The organism is Paenibacillus sp. FSL L8-0158 (genome assembly GCF_038592965.1).
In the GTDB taxonomy this organism is placed as follows: Bacteria; Bacillota; Bacilli; order Paenibacillales; family Paenibacillaceae; genus Paenibacillus; species Paenibacillus polymyxa_D.
The window spans coordinates 3,166,718-3,185,211 of record NZ_CP151949.1 but is presented as its reverse complement, the minus strand read 5'-3'; the positions used below and the strand labels follow the sequence as shown (position 1 = coordinate 3,185,211).

15 protein-coding genes and 1 riboswitch are annotated in these 18,494 nt (G+C 45.4%); of the genes, 10 read left to right on the top strand and 5 right to left on the bottom strand.

The window, feature by feature from the left end:
- Positions 1–43 precede the first annotated feature (43 nt).
- Positions 44–808 carry an HAD family hydrolase gene (locus NSQ68_RS13750; protein ID WP_342426270.1) on the bottom strand — a complete coding sequence of 255 codons (765 nt, stop codon included), beginning with the start codon at positions 806–808 and terminating at the stop codon, positions 44–46.
- A gap of 66 nt (positions 809–874) precedes the next feature.
- Complete coding sequence (locus NSQ68_RS13745) at positions 875–1,792, bottom strand: hypothetical protein (RefSeq protein ID WP_039273282.1); 918 nt, start codon at positions 1,790–1,792, stop codon at positions 875–877.
- A 439-nt stretch (positions 1,793–2,231) separates the two neighbouring features.
- Here NSQ68_RS13745 and NSQ68_RS13740 point away from each other — a divergent pair, with 439 nt between their 5' ends.
- From NSQ68_RS13740 to NSQ68_RS13720, 5 genes are all read left to right on the top strand, one after another.
- Positions 2,232–3,389: an MFS transporter gene (locus NSQ68_RS13740; RefSeq protein ID WP_342426269.1), complete on the top strand. Its 1,158-nt coding sequence runs from the start codon at positions 2,232–2,234 to the stop codon at positions 3,387–3,389.
- A gap of 82 nt (positions 3,390–3,471) precedes the next feature.
- Positions 3,472–4,197, top strand: coding sequence for an ATP-binding cassette domain-containing protein (locus NSQ68_RS13735; RefSeq protein WP_342426268.1), 726 nt, complete (start codon positions 3,472–3,474; stop codon positions 4,195–4,197).
- Positions 4,194–5,528, top strand: coding sequence for a hypothetical protein (locus NSQ68_RS13730; protein ID WP_342426267.1), 1,335 nt, complete (start codon positions 4,194–4,196; stop codon positions 5,526–5,528). The genes NSQ68_RS13735 and NSQ68_RS13730 overlap by 4 nt, the downstream gene beginning before the upstream one ends.
- Position 5,529: 1 nt before the next feature.
- A complete protein-coding gene (locus NSQ68_RS13725) occupies positions 5,530–6,228 on the top strand; it encodes a response regulator transcription factor (protein WP_007432526.1) in 699 nt (232 codons plus the stop codon).
- On the top strand, positions 6,225–7,649 hold the full coding sequence (locus NSQ68_RS13720; RefSeq protein ID WP_342426266.1) for a HAMP domain-containing sensor histidine kinase: 1,425 nt from the start codon (positions 6,225–6,227) through the stop codon (positions 7,647–7,649). Before NSQ68_RS13725 ends, NSQ68_RS13720 begins: the two co-directional genes overlap by 4 nt.
- Positions 7,650–7,735: 86 nt before the next feature.
- Here the strand turns inward: NSQ68_RS13720 and NSQ68_RS13715 are convergent, their stop codons facing one another.
- Positions 7,736–8,962 (bottom strand): glucose-1-phosphate adenylyltransferase, encoded by a 1,227-nt coding sequence (locus NSQ68_RS13715; protein ID WP_029517455.1) that lies wholly within the window; start codon positions 8,960–8,962, stop codon positions 7,736–7,738.
- Between the two features lie 235 nt (positions 8,963–9,197).
- Here NSQ68_RS13715 and glgB point away from each other — a divergent pair, with 235 nt between their 5' ends.
- Positions 9,198–11,120, top strand: coding sequence for a 1,4-alpha-glucan branching protein GlgB (gene glgB, locus NSQ68_RS13710; RefSeq protein ID WP_342426265.1), 1,923 nt, complete (start codon positions 9,198–9,200; stop codon positions 11,118–11,120).
- 21 nt (positions 11,121–11,141) lie between these two features.
- Positions 11,142–12,584, top strand: a complete 1,443-nt coding sequence (gene glgA / locus NSQ68_RS13705; RefSeq protein ID WP_342426264.1) for a glycogen synthase GlgA — start codon at positions 11,142–11,144, stop codon at positions 12,582–12,584.
- A gap of 88 nt (positions 12,585–12,672) precedes the next feature.
- Here glgA and NSQ68_RS13700 read toward each other — a convergent pair whose 3' ends face one another.
- Together NSQ68_RS13700 and NSQ68_RS13695 are read right to left on the bottom strand one after the other, a co-directional pair.
- The gene (locus NSQ68_RS13700) at positions 12,673–13,743 is read right to left on the bottom strand and encodes a hypothetical protein (RefSeq protein WP_342426263.1); all 1,071 of its coding nucleotides are present in this window, start codon (positions 13,741–13,743) and stop codon (positions 12,673–12,675) included.
- Between the two features lie 42 nt (positions 13,744–13,785).
- Positions 13,786–14,964 (bottom strand): M20 family metallopeptidase, encoded by a 1,179-nt coding sequence (locus NSQ68_RS13695; protein WP_342426262.1) that lies wholly within the window; start codon positions 14,962–14,964, stop codon positions 13,786–13,788.
- 148 nt (positions 14,965–15,112) lie between these two features.
- Here NSQ68_RS13695 and NSQ68_RS13690 point away from each other — a divergent pair, with 148 nt between their 5' ends.
- The 3 genes from NSQ68_RS13690 to NSQ68_RS13680 all read left to right on the top strand — a co-directional run bounded on the left by NSQ68_RS13690 (position 15,113) and on the right by NSQ68_RS13680 (position 18,360).
- Positions 15,113–16,576 carry an ABC transporter substrate-binding protein/permease gene (locus NSQ68_RS13690; protein ID WP_342426261.1) on the top strand — a complete coding sequence of 488 codons (1,464 nt, stop codon included), beginning with the start codon at positions 15,113–15,115 and terminating at the stop codon, positions 16,574–16,576.
- Positions 16,563–17,285, top strand: coding sequence for an amino acid ABC transporter ATP-binding protein (locus NSQ68_RS13685; protein WP_029517461.1), 723 nt, complete (start codon positions 16,563–16,565; stop codon positions 17,283–17,285). Before NSQ68_RS13690 ends, NSQ68_RS13685 begins: the two co-directional genes overlap by 14 nt.
- 231 nt (positions 17,286–17,516) lie before the next feature.
- Positions 17,517–17,685: riboswitch (cyclic di-AMP (ydaO/yuaA leader) on the top strand.
- A 6-nt stretch (positions 17,686–17,691) separates the two neighbouring features.
- Positions 17,692–18,360, top strand: coding sequence for a 3D domain-containing protein (locus NSQ68_RS13680; RefSeq protein ID WP_342426260.1), 669 nt, complete (start codon positions 17,692–17,694; stop codon positions 18,358–18,360).
- Positions 18,361–18,494 lie beyond the last annotated feature (134 nt).

Below are 18,494 nucleotides of genomic sequence, written 5' to 3'. Positions count from 1 at the left end.
TGAATCAAAGGTTGAATAACATTTTAAATACAAAAAAGGGACCCTATCCGAGGGTCCTTTTTTGTTGATGCAATTGTATGCTTTCGTGAATAACCCGTGGTACTTCCGTTAGCTTCTGTATCGTATACATCACGGAGTTCACGTTTTTTTGCAATTCAACCATATTGTAAATCCATTCCTTAGGCTGCTTGAGATATACAGCGTGAATACCTGCGGCAAGGGCTGGAGATACATCAGTGCGCAGAGAATTCCCGATCATCCAGGTGATGTTTCGCTCCAAGCGATTCATCTGGATGATTTCTTCTAGGGCTTCGACATTTTTATGCTGACGAATGTAGATGCGGTCATCAAAGTAGGTAGCCAGTTTCATTTGTTCAATCTTTCTTTCTTGAATGATCTGCTCACCGCCAGTATAAAGATGAAGGGAATGCCCTGCTTTTTGGAGGGAGTTCAACGTTTCGACCATGCCTGGATACGGTTCGATTTCCTGTTCATACACACTTCGGCCAAGAGAGCGAAGCTCCTGCTCTTCTCGAGAATCAAGGCGGCGTCCGAATTGTTCCGAGAAAAATTGGTACGTATCTATCAGAGATTGTGGGAAATGCTCGCTGGCAAAGCCCACTTGATGAACTCCGGCCACATCAATTTCGATTTGTTTTTCACGAATCGCATTTTTGGTTAGGTTATGAGTTGCAAACCATTCCTGAAGCAAATCGAAAAAGTGGTTGAGAATTAGGTCAAAATACTTGTTGCAGTGGACTAAGGTGTCATCAAGATCAAATAAAATGTGCTGCTTCGGATACGACATGAGGCATACTCCTTCCAAGCCAAAGCTTTAACGCTGCTTCGGTTATAACTTAAAGTTCAATTCAAATTACAATCCAATATAGGATTCCAAAAATACCTGTAAATCAGCCGCGCCATCGGGACGGATGCTGAATCTTTCCTTATGATAACGTCCGATGTGAATACGGAGCAGACCAGCGACTCGTAAAATCATCATATCAGACATGAGTGTATCTTCCAAACGGCTCAAATCATGGCGCATATCTTCGAGAGACTTAGGACCTTGAGCTACATAACGCAGAATTCGCAGCCGCTGCGGATCATTAACCGCACGAGTGAGCCGTAGCAGAAGCGTAGGCGGTTCTTCCTCGCTCTCCTCGGGGATATCTACTGGATACTGGATCAGCAGTGTGCGGGTATAAAAACAGTACGAATTAATCGGGCGATTATGGACAACTGGAAATAGGACTACTGTATCCAGGTCTTCCATGTGTGGCACGACTAGTCCAGCTGTCGCATATTCAACCAGTGCTTCCGGTTCCATTTTACTCAGCAGCATGCGCTTTTCCGCAGCGTCTTCTTCTGCCAACACACGCAGTTCGCCTTCCAGGGCCCGAAAATAATCACGATCCCACAATTTGAGGAGTGGTGCGTATACCTTACGAATGCGTAAAGATTCTTCAAAGGTTAAAAAAGGGATATGCGGAACGAGCAACTCAAACATATCTTTATCCGGACCGTGGTCCAAATAAGAGATATAATCAGATATTTCATCTGATTCCGGGCGAAGTAACGCCCAGGCATAGAGTGCGTCATAATCGCTAAAAGGGCAATCCTGAGCTGTAGCCAGCTCAGTACGAACTTCATGTTGTAGTCGTGCATCTACCTTGTCGATCCATTCATGGCCCAAGTCCATATCTTGAACCCACTTTTTAGTCACATAGGCCATGAAGCTGCCGAGCAATTCATAAATTGGAGAAGTGTCTATTTTAATTTGATAACTCATGGAACCCAATGCCTCCTATTCTGTCTTCTAGCCCAGAGCGGTGAACGTAATTAAGCCCGTCCATAAGCAAAACATGAGCATTTTAATAATTGCTCATTTATTTATTATGGCTTGTTCTGCCAGGGATTGTCCACTATAATATGAAATAGTGCGTTGTGACGTGAATGGGTTCGGATTGAACATACGAGGCTCCTTAACCGAAGGGAGTCAGATACATACCAGACAAGCTCTTTCCGTAAAATCGTCATCTAAGATGGCGATTTTTTTCTTCTATTCTTTAATACGCAAATTACACCTGAATTTGTATGTGATTTGCCGGTTTTGCAGGACAGCATGGAATACATAGTGATAAGAATTATTATTGATTATGGAATCAAATGCAAATCATTTCATAATATTGATTTTAATTATTTTATTTGTTAGATCAGGAGGAGCTAGGATGTCGTCGTCGTTACGGGTTCATTATTTTATTTTAATTGCTGTTATTATTGTTGCCGGATTATGCCAAGGTTTATTATTACCTATTCTGTCTATCTCGTTGGAACAAATGGGAGTTTCATCTTCACTAAATGGAATGAATGCGGCTGCTCTGTATATTGGTTCATTCGCAATGACGTTGGTGGCAGAACGGACATTGGGCTGGTTAGGGTTTAAAAAGCTGATGGCCGGTGGGCTTGTGCTAGTGCTCATTACGCTGCTGCTGTTTCCGCTAATCCCTGATATTCGGATATGGTTCATACTGCGTCTGCTAGTAGGTATTGGTGACAGTGCATTGCACTACTCTGCGCAGCTATGGATATTGCTGGTGACTCCAGCAGAGAAGCGAGGGCGCAACATTTCCTTTTATGGTATGTCTTACGGTCTGGGTTTTGCATTAGGACCATTGGGATTATGGCTACTCGATTATGGAATGCTGGTTCCATTTGCTGCGTTGGCCTTATTGTGCTTGCTTGTTTTGCTGTTGGTGTTAATTAAGCTGCCGGACTCCAGACCAGAGAGGCTGGAGTCCGAGGCGCGTCCCACTCAAAGATTTCGTCGCAGCTACAGCTGGGCATGGTACGCTCTTTTGCCTGCATTTCTATATGGCTATATGGAAGCGAGCCTGAACAGTAACTTTCCAGTCTATGGCCTGCGTATTGGCTTTCATACCGATGAAATCGCTGCCTTGCTTCCGTTCGTCAGTTTGGGAGGGTTAGTGCTGCAGCTGCCGCTAGGGATATTGAGTGACCGTTGGGGACGTAAAAAGGTGCTAATGAGTGTAGGCATAGCAGGGGGAATGACCTTTATGTTGCTACCATGGAGCGGCAATCATTTTATGTTCACTTTGATATTGCTGACCCTAGCAGGTGGTTTAGTAGGCTCCTTTTTCTCCCTCGGTTTGGCCTATGCCGCTGATCTGCTGCCCAAATCATTTTTAGCAGCCGCGAATGTACTGGCATCCTTTCATTTTAATCTGGGAAGTGTGATCGGGCCTAATATTAGCGGAGGGTTGCTGGACTTTGGAACTCAAGGCAGCATGTTCCTAGTTCTTGGAGGTAGTTACGTTGTTTTCGGATTATTAGGTCTGTTTTCCAGAAAAAGAGTACCGGCGGTTTAAAACTGCGGTTTGCATGGTATTTGTTTCACATTTACTATAAAATATAAACAGTATTGATGGTGCGCAAAGGGGAATCACTTAGATGATTAAAATTCGGAAGCTGACCAAGCAAGTGGGACCTGAACGGACCCAGCTACTTCGAGGAATTGATGCTGAAATTCATCAAGGCGAATTCATTGCCATAGTGGGGCCAAGTGGAAGCGGCAAAACGACGTTGCTTCGCTGTCTTGCTTTACAAGAGCCATGGGATGAAGGCAGTTTAATTGTAGGTGGCAATGATGTGCTGAAATCCGGGTGGACGGGCAAGATGAAAATAAAGAGGGAATGGGCATACCTGGAGCAAAACCCGCATCTAAATATGAATCGAACCGCTCTTAAAAATGTGCTCATTGGCAGATCCGGTCAAACTCCAATGTGGAGAATGGTTACTGGTATGGTGCGTTCCGACGACTATATGGGAGCGATGGACGTACTGGAGGATCTGGGTCTGCTGGATAAAGCGCATGATAAATGCGACAAGCTCAGCGGTGGCGAGCGGCAGCGGGTAGCAACTGCGCGTGCCCTTGTGCACGGAGCTAAAGTTATTTTAGCTGATGAGCCTGTAAATGGACTTGATCCAGCTTCGGCGGCGCATGTATTGGAGACCTTTCGCAAGCTGAGTTCTGACGAGCGGGTGACGATCATGACTGTACTGCCGTTGGAAATGGCTGAACGCTTTGCTTCCCGTATATGGGGGTTGAATGATGGTGAATTGGTGTTTGATATTCAGGGAAGACGATTGACACAAGTAGAAAAGAACAAATTGTGAAGGGGACGGCAAGAGAAGTGAAAATAATGCTGTTGAGAATGGTGGCTGGCTGCTGTTCCTTGCTGCTCCTTGCTGGATTTTTAAGCGGGTGTAATGTTATTAGCGATCCCATTTCGCTGATGGAGACACCGACGATGTCTGACGAGAAACAGCAGTTGAATGGTGCAGTGAATACGCAACTAGGGGCGGTTCAGCCTTTAAGGCCGAATGATCCAGATGACCCGACGCCAATTCGAACGGGTGATTTGAACAATGATGGCACAGACGAAGCAGTGCTCTTTTATGAGACGCCAGATGAGAGCGTAAAAATACATGGTGCCTTGTTTGAAGATCAGGGCGGAACGTGGGTAAAGAAGCTGACGTTTGATGGGGAAGGCACTGTGCTGGAGTCATTTAAGCTCGTGGATCTAACGAATGATGGAACACTCGATATTGTAGCGGGTTTTTCCAGCGGAGATAGTGGCGATGGCGGGGATCAGAAGGGACTCATCGTGTATTCCTATACCGGAGGAACTCTGGAGAAAATATATGCTACAGGTTATACGGACTTCGTCGTAGATGATTTTAACCATAAAAAGATGGACTTGAACGGGGATAAATTGAATGATTTGACGATTATTACGCTGCGACGTAATGAATTCTTTACAGTTAAAACATTCCAATTCAGTGGGGGAACCTTTAAGGAAATCGGATCGTTGGATTTGGACAGTCAGGTCTTAGATGTCTATAATGTCGTTGCTGGCAAGGTAGCCGAGGGTAGGCAGGGGATTATTATAGACACCAAAATTGCCCAGACCACTACCGTTTCCAATGTTATTGTGATGGATCACAGCAAGCTCAGGAAGCTTAATCTTATGGATGTCACCTTCAAGGATGCGACCATCGCCAGTGGTGATGTGGATGGTGATGGTATTCTGGAATTTGGTAATTTGGAGAAGCCTAAAGGTTGGAGTAACAAGCCGTTGGATGAGGTTCCATATTTTGTGTCATTCTATCAGTGGGACGGGGCGAAAGGGACGATTTTTAAGCAGCAGCAGTATCGTGATTCTAATGAACAAGTCTACTTCAGATTACCGAAAGAGCTGCATGGCAAGGTGACGATTGATCCGAAAGTTTCGAAGAAGGACAGCTATTTGCGCTTTATTTTGGATGATACAGACAAAACGATAGCGGAAATTAAATTTTTCTCGTTGTCACAATGGGAGCGAAACAACGAAGGTTATAGCCAACTGTGGCGAACGAATGCGCAGGTCATTGGCATTAAGCGATCCAGTGAGCTGGAACCGCGTAAAACCATTAAAAACAAGCTGGGGGAAAGGCAGGTAGAGTAGAGTGAGTAAAGTTTTAATCATGGAAGACGAGGAATCCATTCGCAGCTTTATCGTCATTAATTTGAAACGTAACGGTTTTGAGGTGTTGGAGGCGTCGGAAGGGCATGAGGCTCTGAATATTTTGAACACGGTGCGGGATATTGATATTGCACTGCTTGACGTAATGGTACCCGGTATGGATGGCTTTGAAGTCTGTCGGAGAATCCGGGAGACGAATGAGCGCATCGGGATTATCTTTCTCACAGCGAAGGTACAGGAGCAGGATAAGGTATATGCCTTGTCTGTAGGGGCCGATGATCATGTGAGCAAGCCTTTTAGCCCGACGGAGCTGATTGCACGTATTCAATCGTTATTGCGTCGGGTGAATGTTCATCGTGAAACAGCAGCCAAAGTGTCCTTCCAGTCTGGACCGTTCACCCTAGATTTGATTGCTAAGCAATTTAAGAAGAACGGGCAGCTGATTGAGCTGACACCGACTGAGTTTTCCCTGATTCAATTTTTTCTGGAAAAAGAGAACACGCCGCTCAGCCGAGATGTTCTACTTGATCACGTATGGGGCAAAGAGTATATGGGCGATCCGAAAATTGTAGATGTGAATATCCGACGTCTTCGGCAGAAAATTGAAAACAATCCATCCGAGCCAGCTTTTTTACAAACAGTCTGGGGACATGGATATAAATGGAAAGGTCAGTCTCAATGATCAAAAAGGGAATTCGCCGACAGATTGTGCTTCACTATTTTTTCGTAGTGTTCTTAGCGCTTCTGTTAGTAGAAGTCATTTTTATGTTTGCACTCCGGTCGTACTATTACGATTCCATTTACAAACATATCGAAAGCCGTATCGAATCGGTAAGTGAATTTGCACCCAAATTTAAGGAGCCGGAACAGTCTTTGCAATCGTATTTGTTAAATACATTTTCTCTGCCCTTTACTGAACTGCAGTTGCTCGATGAACAGGGAAATGTAATTGATAACTCAACCAATTTTGCAGCAGATCTAAGTGTGCAAACAAGTGATGTGACACAAGCATTAGCTGGAGATACGGGCAAATGGATCGGAAAGCAACCGAGCACGGGGCAGCAGGTGATGGCGGTATCTCAAAAACTGGACAATATCGTCGGAGACCAGGTGTACGTTATTCGGTATACGACTTCGCTGGAATTGGTAAATGATAAGCTGTTTACGATTACGCTGTTTTCTCTTGGCATCATGGCAGCTGTACTGGTTATTGTATTTGTGGTCAGTACAGGGCTCGCGAATTCCATTGTTAGACCGATTAATAATATCCGCGATGTATCTGCTCAGATGGCTCAGGGGAGGTTTGATACACGCATTGAAGGCGATTATCGCTATGAGTTGGGTGAACTGGCTTCGACTCTGAACTATATGGCACAGGAAATTGTCAGAACAAATCAAATCAAGGATGATTTTATTTCATCTATATCTCATGAATTGCGTACTCCGCTTACATCTATTAAGGGTTGGAGTGAAACGTTAAATTCTGGCGGTTATGACCCGGAAGAGACGAAAATCGGGATGAAAATTATCTCTAAAGAGACGGATCGGCTGATTGGCTTGGTGGAGGAAATTCTCGATTTTTCCAAGCTAGAGCAAAATGCCATGAAGCTTGTAATGGGAACGGTGGATCTCCGGGAGCTTTTGCAGGAAATTATGCTGAACGTATGGGCCAAAGCAGAAATGAAGCAGATAAAACTTCAGCTTGATTCGGAAGAAGCGGCATATCTCGTCCATGGAGACGGTAACCGTCTAAAACAGGTGTTTTTGAACATTGTGGATAATGCTATCAAGTTTTCGCATGAAAGCTCAATTATTTTTCTGTCGCTTCAACGGATTGATGGCAATATCGAGATATCCGTACAAGATACAGGAATTGGAATTAGTGCTGAAAATCTTGCCAGAGTAAGAGACCGCTTTTTTCAGGTAGACCACCAAAACGGTGGTACTGGACTGGGATTGGCAATCTCACAACAGTTTGTCGAGCGCCATCATGGTCAGATGCTCATCAGAAGTGAACTGGGGGCTGGCACCACTATTACGGTTTCATTACCTGCTCTGCAAGCAGAGCAATCCGTGGAACCACCACAACTCACTGAAGAATAGATTTAAAGCCTACTTATAGGTGCAATTAGAAAAACAGCCAGTCCTCTCAAATCGGGAGGGCTGGCTGTTTTTGATTGGGGGTAACGTTATGAAGTAAAACCTTCGGCACGCAAGCGTGTATTGCGCTCGTAAGCTTCTTTCAGCATACGTGTAGTTTGCGGCCGTACCGCCATTTTACCAAATACCACTTCATTGGGTCCGATGACCATAATTTCGCCCGGACTACCTTTAATGACAGCACCATCGCGAATCACAGCACCTTCACCGATAATTGCATGTTCAATATGGACGTTACGTCCAATGCGTGTGTCCGGCATAACGATACTTTCTTTGATGGCTGATCCTTTACCTACCTCGACACCACTAAATACAACGGAGCGTTCAATTCGGCCCTCTACTTGACAGGAATCATGCAACAAGCTGCCCAATGGCTGCGTTTGGCGGTTAGGTACCTTTTGTGCGCTCAACCTTGTGCGGCGTTCACGTGTATACATCGGCCAATCCTTGCGTTGAAGGTCGATCGCACAATTTTCGTGTAACAAATCCATGTGTGAATCCCATAGGCTTTTAACGGTACCTACGTCCTTCCAATAGCCCTGGAATTCATAAACGTACAAGGATTCTTGATCCGCTAACATTTTAGGTATGATATCTTTACCAAAATCATGACTGGATTGAGCATCCTGTGCGTCTTCTAATAGGTAATTTCTCAAGTAATCCCATTTAAAAAGATAAATCCCCATAGACGCCAAATTACTTTCCGGTTTCTCAGGTTTCTCTGCAAATTCTGTGACACGTAGATCTTCATCCGCACTCATAACACCAAAACGGTGTGCTTCATCCCAAGGTACCTCCATGACAGAAATGGTAGCCGCAGCTCCTTTTTCCTTATGGTGGTTCAGCATTTCGCGATAATTCATATAGTAAATATGATCACCGGATAAAATAAGCACATGCTCCGGATTTTGGCTGTCAATATATTCAATATTCTTATGAATAGCATCTGCCGTTCCTAAGTATTCAGCGTTACCTGTGTTATAAGATGGAAGCAGGGTAATTCCTTTGTCATCTGTTTTTGTGAGACCCCATGGTGTTCCATCCCCGATATGTTCGTGCAAGGATTCTGCCTCATATTGCGTCAGTACGCCTACAGTATCAATGTCTGAATTTACGCAGTTACTGAGAGGAAAATCGATGATCCGGTAATGACCGCCAAAAGGTACGGCGGGTTTTGCAATCGTTGAAGTAAGGGGAGCAAGACGGCGTCCCTCTCCGCCTGCCAGCAGCATGGCAATGCATTCTTTATTAAACATTTCGTTTCCCTCCCGGTTTAGTTGTCAGTGTAGTACATACATAAACGGTATGGGGTACTCTTGAAACCATTAGGTATATAAGATTCCCCAAAAACTAAGGTTTATTTTTTTCCTAGTCATTTTTCTGTTCATTGTGGCTAGAATGGGGTAATAACTCAAGTCAGCTTTGACCCAAAAGCGAATGCATTACCGATTCATACATTTTTACCTACAAACATATAAGGGTGGTGACGTGATGACAGACCAAACTCTTCCGCAACAAGCTATTTCATCGGAAGATATTTATTTGTTTCATGAAGGAACGCTTTATCACAGCTACCGATCTTTGGGTTCCCACCTTACTGTGGAGAACGGAGAACAGGGCGTCCGCTTTACGGTCTGGGCTCCTCATGCTCTCCATGTCGGGCTTGCTACAGATCGCAACAACTGGAATGGGGAACAGGATTCCTTATATAGGGTTCCCAAATCCGGTTTTTGGAGTCGTTTTTTTCCGGGGATATCCCAAGGAACTTTTTACAAATACGAAATTACGGGTGCAAACGGTGAAAGATTTCTGAAAGCAGACCCTTACGCGGTACGCGCTGAAGTGAGACCGGCAACGGCTTCTGTGGTAGCTTCTATAGATGGTTATACTTGGAACGATGCCATTTGGCGCCGAAAACGTAGAGCACCGTATGGAAAGCCTCTGCACATATATGAGCTTCATCTGGGCACTTGGAAGCAAAAAGAAGATGGTACGTTTTATACATACAGGGAAATAGCTGAGCTTCTTGTGCCTTATGTGACTGATATGGGGTATACACATATCGAGCTGATGCCGCTGAGTGAACATCCGTATGATCTTTCCTGGGGCTACCAACTTACTGGTTATTTTGCACTCACAAGCCGTTATGGAGAACCGCATGATTTTATGTATTTGGTGGATCGTTGTCATCAGGCGGGAATTGGAGTGCTGATGGATTGGGTCCCAGCCCATTTTGCAAAAGATGCTCATGGATTAAGGCTGTTTGACGGATCGCCCCTGTTCGAATATGCGGATCCGCTGATTGCGGAAAAGCCCGGCTGGGGAACGCTGACGTTTGATTACAGCAAACCGGAGGTGCGTTCTTTCCTGATATCTAATGCGTTATTTTGGATGGATATGTACCATATTGACGGCCTGCGCGTAGATGCTGTGACGAGTATGCTACGGCTGGATTTTGAAAAGCAGGACGGTCAATATCGTTTTAACTCTAAGGGAGGTATTGAAAATGAGGAGGCTATTGCCTTCCTTCAACAACTGAATGAAACAGTATTCCGCTATTATCCGTATGCTCTGATGATGGCAGAGGAGTCCAGTGCCTGGCCTATGGTAACTTCCCCGGTAAGCGATGGAGGACTCGGTTTTAATTACAAATGGAATATGGGCTGGATGAACGATACGCTTGATTATATCGAAACGAATTTCGATCAGAGGCCGGAGCGCCATAATTTGCTGACATTCCCCATAGCTTATGCGTACAGCGAAAATTTTACACTGCCGTTGTCGCACGATGAGGTTGTTCATGGTAAGAAGTCGCTGCTTGATAAAATGCCGGGTAGCTATGAGCAAAAATTTGCCGGGCTTCGAGCGCTTCTCGGTTACCAAATCACCTCGCCGGGCAAAAAGCTCTTATTTATGGGAGGGGAATTCGGCCAATTCATCGAATGGAAGGATGAGGAGCAGCTTGACTGGTTTCTGCTGGATTATGACAGTCACCGTTCGCTGCACGCTTTTACGAAAGCTCTGAATCATTTGTATATTCAGGAAAAGGCACTATGGGAACTGGATCATTCGTGGGATGGATATCAGTGGATTGAGGCGGAGGACCGTGGGCAGAGCGTAATTACGTATTTACGTAAAAGCAAAAAGCCAGGAGATACACTGGTCGTGCTTATTAACTTTCAGCCCGTACCCAGAGAGAACTACCGAATTGGGCTGGAAAAGGCCGGGAGTTATATCGAACTGCTGAACAGCGATCATAAGGACTTTGGGGGAAGTGGCCAGCTAAATACCGGAGTGAGACGGACCGCCCGTATTCCTTGCCACGGACAGCTTCACAGCTTGGAGGTGACCATACCACCCCTGAGCATCGTTATACTCAAGAAAGCGCCTCGGAGGCCTAAAAAAGCAGATTAACCACATAAGGAGGAAGCATATATGAACATTTTGTTTGCGGCAGCAGAAGCACATCCATTTATTAAAACAGGCGGGTTGGCTGATGTCATTGGCGCACTGCCGAAGGCACTTCGTCAGGCGGGGTGCGACGTCCGAATCATTTTGCCTAAATATGCGGGGATTCCCGATACTTATAAAAAGTCTCTACGTCCAGTAGCGGTAAAACAAGTAGCCGTAGGCTGGCGTAATCAATATTGTGGAATAGAGGAACTGACATTAGACGGAATCAAGGTTTATTTTATAGACAATGAGTATTACTTCGGTCGTGACGGTATTTACGGTTATATGGATGATGGCGAACGCTTTTCCTTTTTTAACCGGGCGATTTTAGAAGTGCTACCTGAACTGAACTTTCAGCCGAATATTTTACATTGTCATGATTGGCATACGGCGATGGTTCCGCTACTTCTGAATGCCGATTATCGACATTTACCCTTCTACAGCGCTATTCGCACGGTGTTTACGATACATAATCTGCTGTATCAGGGGGATTTTCCGTATGAGGTCTTAACCGAGTTGCTCAACCTGGATGGGAGCTATTTCACCCCCGAGGGTGTGGAGTATCATGGCAGACTGAATTTTATGAAAGGTGGGCTTACGTACTCGGATCATGTCACGACCGTGAGTCCAACCTATGCAGAGGAAATTCAAACGGAATTTTACGGATATGGGCTGGAGGGTCTGCTTCGTAAATTGGGAGATCAGGGTCGCTTAACAGGGATTGTGAACGGAATTGACACCAAAAGCTACAATCCTGCTACGGACAATCGTATTTATACGAAGTATCGAACGAGTCTGACAAAGAAAAAGGAAAACAAAATTGGTCTGCAAAAGGAGCTAGGTCTGCCGGTGCGTCCGGACGTACCTATGATTGCCATGGTAACCCGGCTTGTAGATATGAAGGGGCTAGACCTGGTAACGAGAGTCCTTGACGAAATCTTGTATTATGATGATATCCAGTTTGTCGTGCTGGGAACAGGGGATCCGGCTTTTGAGCATTGGTTCCGTGAGGCAGCGGGACGCTATCCACTGAAAATGTCGGCGCAGCTCGCTTTTAGCGAACCTCTGTCACGAAAAATATATGCGGCAAGCGATATGTATCTTATGCCATCAAGGTTTGAGCCTTGCGGGATCAGCCAACTGCTGGCGCTTCGTTATGGAAGTATCCCTATTGTGCGAGAAACTGGGGGCCTTAACGATACTGTGCAGGCTTACAATGAGTCTACAGGGGAAGGAAACGGATTTAGCTTCACGAACTACAATGCACATGATATGCTGAATACCATTCGTCGTGCTGTTCATTTTTATCGCCAATCTGAGCATTGGTCGAAGCTTACACAGACGGCTTTTGCAGGAGAATATAGTTGGGATGTTTCAGCCGAAGCGTATATGGATATTTACCATTTGCTCACAAAGACGGACTGAACGGAGTAGGAACACCATAGTCATATTAAATGAAAAAGGGAATCCCTTTAGCCAGTGTTTGGCTGAGGAATTCCCTTTTTTGCTATGATCAGTCGCCCCCGCCACCACAGCTGCTTCCACATGAAGAGCCGCTGCTACACGAAGAATGGCTACCAGAATCGCCTGAATCATGGTGAGAAGAGCCTCCATGATGAGAACTGTCATGGGAGGAATGATGATGCGAGTGATGCGTATCCCAGTTTGAGCAGCCGCTTGCCGAGCTACAACCAGATGAGCTAGCTAACCCGGCATTGCCTGTAGCATCCGGGTGCATGTGTATGGCAAATTGTTCAGGTTGATACCATGAGTACCACACAACCGCTAATAACAGATAGTCGACCTGTAAATAGTTGACCTTAGGCAATTGCTTACCCTCAGGATCATCCACCGCTTTATTCACCCGCTCGCGCAGGTGTTGTACAATCTTATGAACCGCTTGTTGGGCTTGCTGTGAAATGGCTATATTCTCCTGAGTATTCCAGCGGTTACCTGCTGGCTGCGCCGAACTTGTGAGTTTGTAATAGTGTGAAAGCTCGTCGTTCGGTAATGGATGATTAAAAAAAGTCCCCCACAAACTGGCGCTATAGCGGTTCCAGCCAAAGCATTCCACATACAACCAGTCAAACCACGCACGCTCCTCCGGCATCGGCTGAGAGCCGCCAGAATGGGGCGCATGGTGAAGCATACGACCAAAAAAAGCTTCCGAGAATTGCTGATATTCGCGGGTAAACATCAACATTTCGTGCCATAATTCATCCACATCACTACTGAACATAGGCACACGATTCATAATCGCGCATAGCATAAAATATCGTTTTAGCTCATGCCAGCGCCACTCATATTCTTGCTCCGTAATCTCTGGGTGGGCTTCCATTACACGATTCCTTACGCTATGAGCATAGGAGACAGGAATGGATTGCTCCAGTAGTTGCATCAGCTCCGTAATCTCTGGATGACGCTCCTGCGTAAGGGAAGAAGGAGAAGGGGAGCTGAGGAAAAAAGCATTCCGGCGCCGTGTTTTTCTGTTTCCCCGGTTCCTGCGTATTGCACGGAATATAAACCAAAAAATGATGAGGTCTATCACAATAAACAACGTCCAAAAGCTACTCATACTATCCATGATGGCTGGCTACTCCTTTCTGAAAGAACACGGAATTAAGATTTAGCGTTCGTTATTCAGCAGAGCGAATTCTTTTTTTATCTGGGCTAGCAGTTCAGGATTCGTGATTACATCGCAAGCAGTCCATGCCAAAGTTCTCGCAGCCAGCAGCATTCCTTCCATGGCTCGGTCCTGCATCGCCAAATCGCGGAATTCTGGTGTATGCAAGGCATGCTTCTCGTCAATAACTTGAATGTAAGGATGGATAGCAGGGCAATGAAGCGATACATTTCCGATATCCATAGAGCCATGATCTTCGCCTTCCGTTATAACTTCTTGCGAAATGCCAGCCTGCACCAAATTTGCGGTAAACGCATCGGAAAGTACACGGTTCGTGACCATTTCATCATAAGAAGTCTCATAATTGGAGGTCTCCAAACGACATCCGGCCTGTAAAGCAGCTCCTTCAGCAATTTGAATAACACGGCGAGTCAGCAGGTTCAGTTCTTGACGTGTAGCGGCCCTTACATAAAATTGGGCTGAGGCGTAATCGGGAATAATATTGGCTGCTTGCCCACCCTGATTAATGATCCCATGGATACGCACTGTACTTTTTACTTGTTGACGGAATGCATTGATGCCATTGAACGTTTGGATCACAGCGTCCAGCGCGTTAATGCCTTCGTGCGGGCTGGCAGCCGCGTGAGCGGCTTGACCAAAAAATTCGAATTGTACAGCATCAATCGCCAGCGATTTGCCTGATTTTTCGTAACGGTCATAAGGATGCGTCATTAGTGCTATGTCGCAATCATCAAACAACCCGGCAGCGGCCATAGGGACCTTAGCACCACGTGTTTCTTCGGCAGGTGTGCCGTATACCCGTACTTCTCCACCAGTTTCGTCGATGATCGACTTGAGGCCAACGGCAGCACCGGTACTCATCATGCATATCAGGTGGTGCCCACAGGCGTGTCCTAGACCTTTCAGAGCGTCATATTCTGCCAGAAAAGCGACAACCGGTCCGGATTTTTCAGCTTTGTAAGTTGCAATAAAGGCTGTTTCTATGCCCAATACGGGTGCCTGGACCTCAAAACCGTGAAAAATGAGTTCTTCTTTTAAACGGGCAGCGGCCAGAAATTCCTCGTTTCCAAGTTCAGGATTTGCCCCAATATATAACGAAATGTCCTTAAAGCGTGGGGCATGCTGCTCAATTGTCTTTTGAATGGTCTGTTTAAAATCCATGCTGAAAACTCCTTTATATAAGCTGTAATGTGGGTATTGCGCTAGGTATGATGAAATTGTACTATAACATTCATTGCATAATCATGCATATTCATTTATAATGACACAATCTTATTTATTATAAAGAATTTAAGGAGAGAAAAAAAGATTGAAAAAGGCATATCGTTTTACCGCCCTGGTTGTGACGGCGGTTATCTTGCTGTTGACGGGTCTTCCCATGCTCAATGCATACGGAACGGAAGCAAAGCCACAGAAAAAACTTGTAGTGGGCATGAGTGCCGACTTTCCGCCGTATGAGTTTCATAAAGTTATTAACGGTAAGGATACTATTGTTGGATTCGATGTGGAAATCGCGAAGGAAATCGCCAAAGATTTGGGTGCGGAGATGGTCCCTGAGGACATGAGTTTTGACTCTTTGCTACCTGCTCTGCAAAGTGGTCGCGTAGACTTGGTACTGTCCGGTATGACACCGACGGATGAGCGCAGAAAAAGCATTGATTTTTCAGATGTATATTATCGCTCCAAGCAAGTCATTATGGTACGCCCAGAGGATAAAGACAAATATCCTACGATGGCTGCTTTGAAAGACGAGAAGATTGGCGCGCAAAAGGGGAGTATTCAGGAAGAAATTGCTCAAAAAGTACCCAATGCCTCTGTAACCTCACTGGACAAAATATCCGATCTGGTACTCCAGCTTCGGACCCAACGTATCAACGCTGTCGTAATCGAAGATACGGTTGCTAAAGGTTACACGTTAGATGGGACCGTAACACTTGCCAAAGCGGTACCTGAGGATGCCGGAGCAGAAACAGCTGTAGGTATACGTAAGGGGAACGCAGAATTGCTTGCCTCTGTAAATAAAACGTTGGCTCGCCTGAAAGCGGACGGGTCGATTGAGAAGTTTTCTACAGAAGCGAGTGCACTCTCTGCAGATCGACAGGTTTCTTCTAATAACATCGTAGATATTTTTTGGAAATACCGCAGTCTTTACGCTACGGGTATTGGCTACACTCTGTTGCTGTCTGCACTCGGAGTACTGTTTGGATTTATCATTGGTCTGATCGTATCCTTGCTGCGGATGAGTGGTATACGCATCATTGAGTGGTTAGGTACCACATATGTGGAGATCCTGCGTGGCACACCTATGCTGGTGCAGCTCATGATCATTCACTACGGGATTGCTTTGACGCTGGGTGTCAATTTTACCCCACTCCAGTCCGGTATAATCACATTGTCTCTGAATAGCTCGGCATATCTGGCTGAAATTTTCCGTGCAGGTATCCAGGCAGTAGACCGTGGACAGATGGAGGCTGCCCGCTCATTGGGTATGGGACGAGGCAAAGCTATGCGTCACGTCATTTTGCCGCAAGCGTTTAAATCTATTTTGCCTGCTATCGGTAATGAGTTTATTACAATTATTAAAGAATCCTCCATTATTTCGACTATTGGGATGGTGGATATTATGTATCAAGCCCAGGTCATTAAGAATATTACCTATGAAGGATTAAGTCCGTTCATAATTGCAGCCGCTATTTATTTTGTAATGACATTCAGCTTGTCTAAGCTGCTTGGTTTATGGGAAAGGAAGTTGAGAGCCAGTGATCACCGTTAAACAATTGCGTAAATCGTTTGGCAAGAATGAGATTTTAAAAGGCATTGATATAGATATCGCCAAAGGAGAAGTTGTCGTTATCATCGGCCCCAGCGGTTCAGGGAAGAGTACGTTTTTGCGTTGTATGAATCTGTTAGAACAGCCGACGGACGGGGAGATTTTATTTGAGGGCGAGCCGATTACAGCTCGTGGTCATAATATTAATGTAACCCGGGAAAAAATGGGGATGGTGTTCCAACATTTTAATCTGTTCCCACACAAAACAGTGTTGCAGAACCTGACGCTTGCACCGACGCAGGTTAGAAAACAGTCAGGTAAGGAAGCGGAAAAAATTGCATTAGAACTCCTGCGTACCGTGGGGCTCGAGGATAAGAAGAATACCTATCCGAACCAGCTATCCGGTGGTCAGAAGCAACGTATTGCGATTGCGCGTGCTTTGGCCATGCAGCCGCACGTAATGCTGTTCGATGAGCCGACTTCTGCATTGGACCCTGAAATGGTTGGAGAGGTTCTGGATGTAATGAAGAAGCTCGCCGAAGGCGGTATGACAATGGTAATTGTAACGCATGAAATGGGCTTTGCCCGCGAGGTAGGCGATCGAATTATCTTTATGGATAACGGTCAAATTGTGGAGCAGGGTGCACCAGACCAGGTATTTGGCACTCCAAGCCATGATCGCACTCGTGATTTTCTTGCCAAAGTATTGTAAGAAAGTGCTGATCTAATCTATAAAAAAGCCCTCCGTTGACGGAGGGCTTTTCTTTTTTTGTCACCATTTCCCCATACTTTCGTAACAAATATCGATTTTTTGATGACAAAATTGTAACGAGTATAGTATGATGTTCAAGGTTCCCAACATTTTCATGCGGATAAGGTTACAAAATTGTGATATTATGCAGTAAGCCAAAACTTACCGGGACAGCATGCGGTTATGACAAGCGCTGAATGCTGGCCCAAACTATGGGAAGTGCGGGGGACGTAACAACGGCAGCCATTCCGATACGTCATAAGACGATGTGGAATATGCCTAGGGGTGAATTGCACAAGCATAGGGCTTCTCCTGAGTCCGAATCCGACAGCTAACTTCGCAGGCATAACAGAGGAGGTACATATCTTTGAAACATTTAAAACATATTGGTAAAACGATGAAAATTGCGGTGCTTGCCGCAGCTATTGCAGGGTTGGCACAGACAGCTGAAATAGCGGATGCTGCCTCGCTTCACACTGCCAAAGAGGGCGATACCTTCTTTTTGCTTGCTCAACGTTATGGAGTATCGGTAGGCGAGCTAACAAAGGCCAACCCAAACATTGCCTCCAGCAATATATATGCAGGTCTGCAAATTAAGGTGCCTGGCGAAAAAAGTGTAAAGGCAGCTTCGGATTCGAAGCCGCAGCTTCTTACGGAGAAAGCAGCAGCGAATGAGGCGCCAACGATTGAAGCTTGGGGTAAAACATTCAACTATAGCAAAATAGTTGACGTTAAGGCTTCAGCGTATTCTGCCGCAGCCGATGAGAATGGTAAATGGGGCGCAGTGGACTACTACGGCAATCCGCTTAAACTAGGTACAATTGCGGTAGATCCTAACGTCATTCCGATGGGCACGAAAGTGCTGGTTACAGGCTATTCGCACCCAGGTTTGCCGGATCATTCTTTTGTAGCTGTCGCTCGCGATCAGGGTAGCGCCATTACAGGAAAGCGGATTGATATCTTTATTCCTGGCAACAAATCATTTGTGAACGACTTTGGATTTCAAAATGTGAAACTTTACGTTATTGATAAATAGTATTGCACGTATATACGATTTAAATTAAACATAATATATATTATGTAAACCTAACGCCTATATCCCACCGTATATAACTAGGTCGGACTCTTATCAGGTCTCATTCGTAAAAAGGCTGTCTTGACGAGCAGAAT

Coding starts and splice junctions, on each gene's coding strand:
- NSQ68_RS13750 (WP_342426270.1), bottom strand. CDS start 808: ATGTCGTATCCGAAGCAGCACATTTTATTTGATCTTGATGACACCTTA.
- NSQ68_RS13745 (WP_039273282.1), bottom strand. CDS start 1,792: ATGAGTTATCAAATTAAAATAGACACTTCTCCAATTTATGAATTGCTC.
- NSQ68_RS13740 (WP_342426269.1), top strand. CDS start 2,232: ATGTCGTCGTCGTTACGGGTTCATTATTTTATTTTAATTGCTGTTATT.
- NSQ68_RS13735 (WP_342426268.1), top strand. CDS start 3,472: ATGATTAAAATTCGGAAGCTGACCAAGCAAGTGGGACCTGAACGGACC.
- NSQ68_RS13720 (WP_342426266.1), top strand. CDS start 6,225: ATGATCAAAAAGGGAATTCGCCGACAGATTGTGCTTCACTATTTTTTC.
- NSQ68_RS13715 (WP_029517455.1), bottom strand. CDS start 8,962: ATGTTTAATAAAGAATGCATTGCCATGCTGCTGGCAGGCGGAGAGGGA.
- glgB (WP_342426265.1), top strand. CDS start 9,198: ATGACAGACCAAACTCTTCCGCAACAAGCTATTTCATCGGAAGATATT.
- glgA (WP_342426264.1), top strand. CDS start 11,142: ATGAACATTTTGTTTGCGGCAGCAGAAGCACATCCATTTATTAAAACA.
- NSQ68_RS13700 (WP_342426263.1), bottom strand. CDS start 13,743: ATGGATAGTATGAGTAGCTTTTGGACGTTGTTTATTGTGATAGACCTC.
- NSQ68_RS13695 (WP_342426262.1), bottom strand. CDS start 14,964: ATGGATTTTAAACAGACCATTCAAAAGACAATTGAGCAGCATGCCCCA.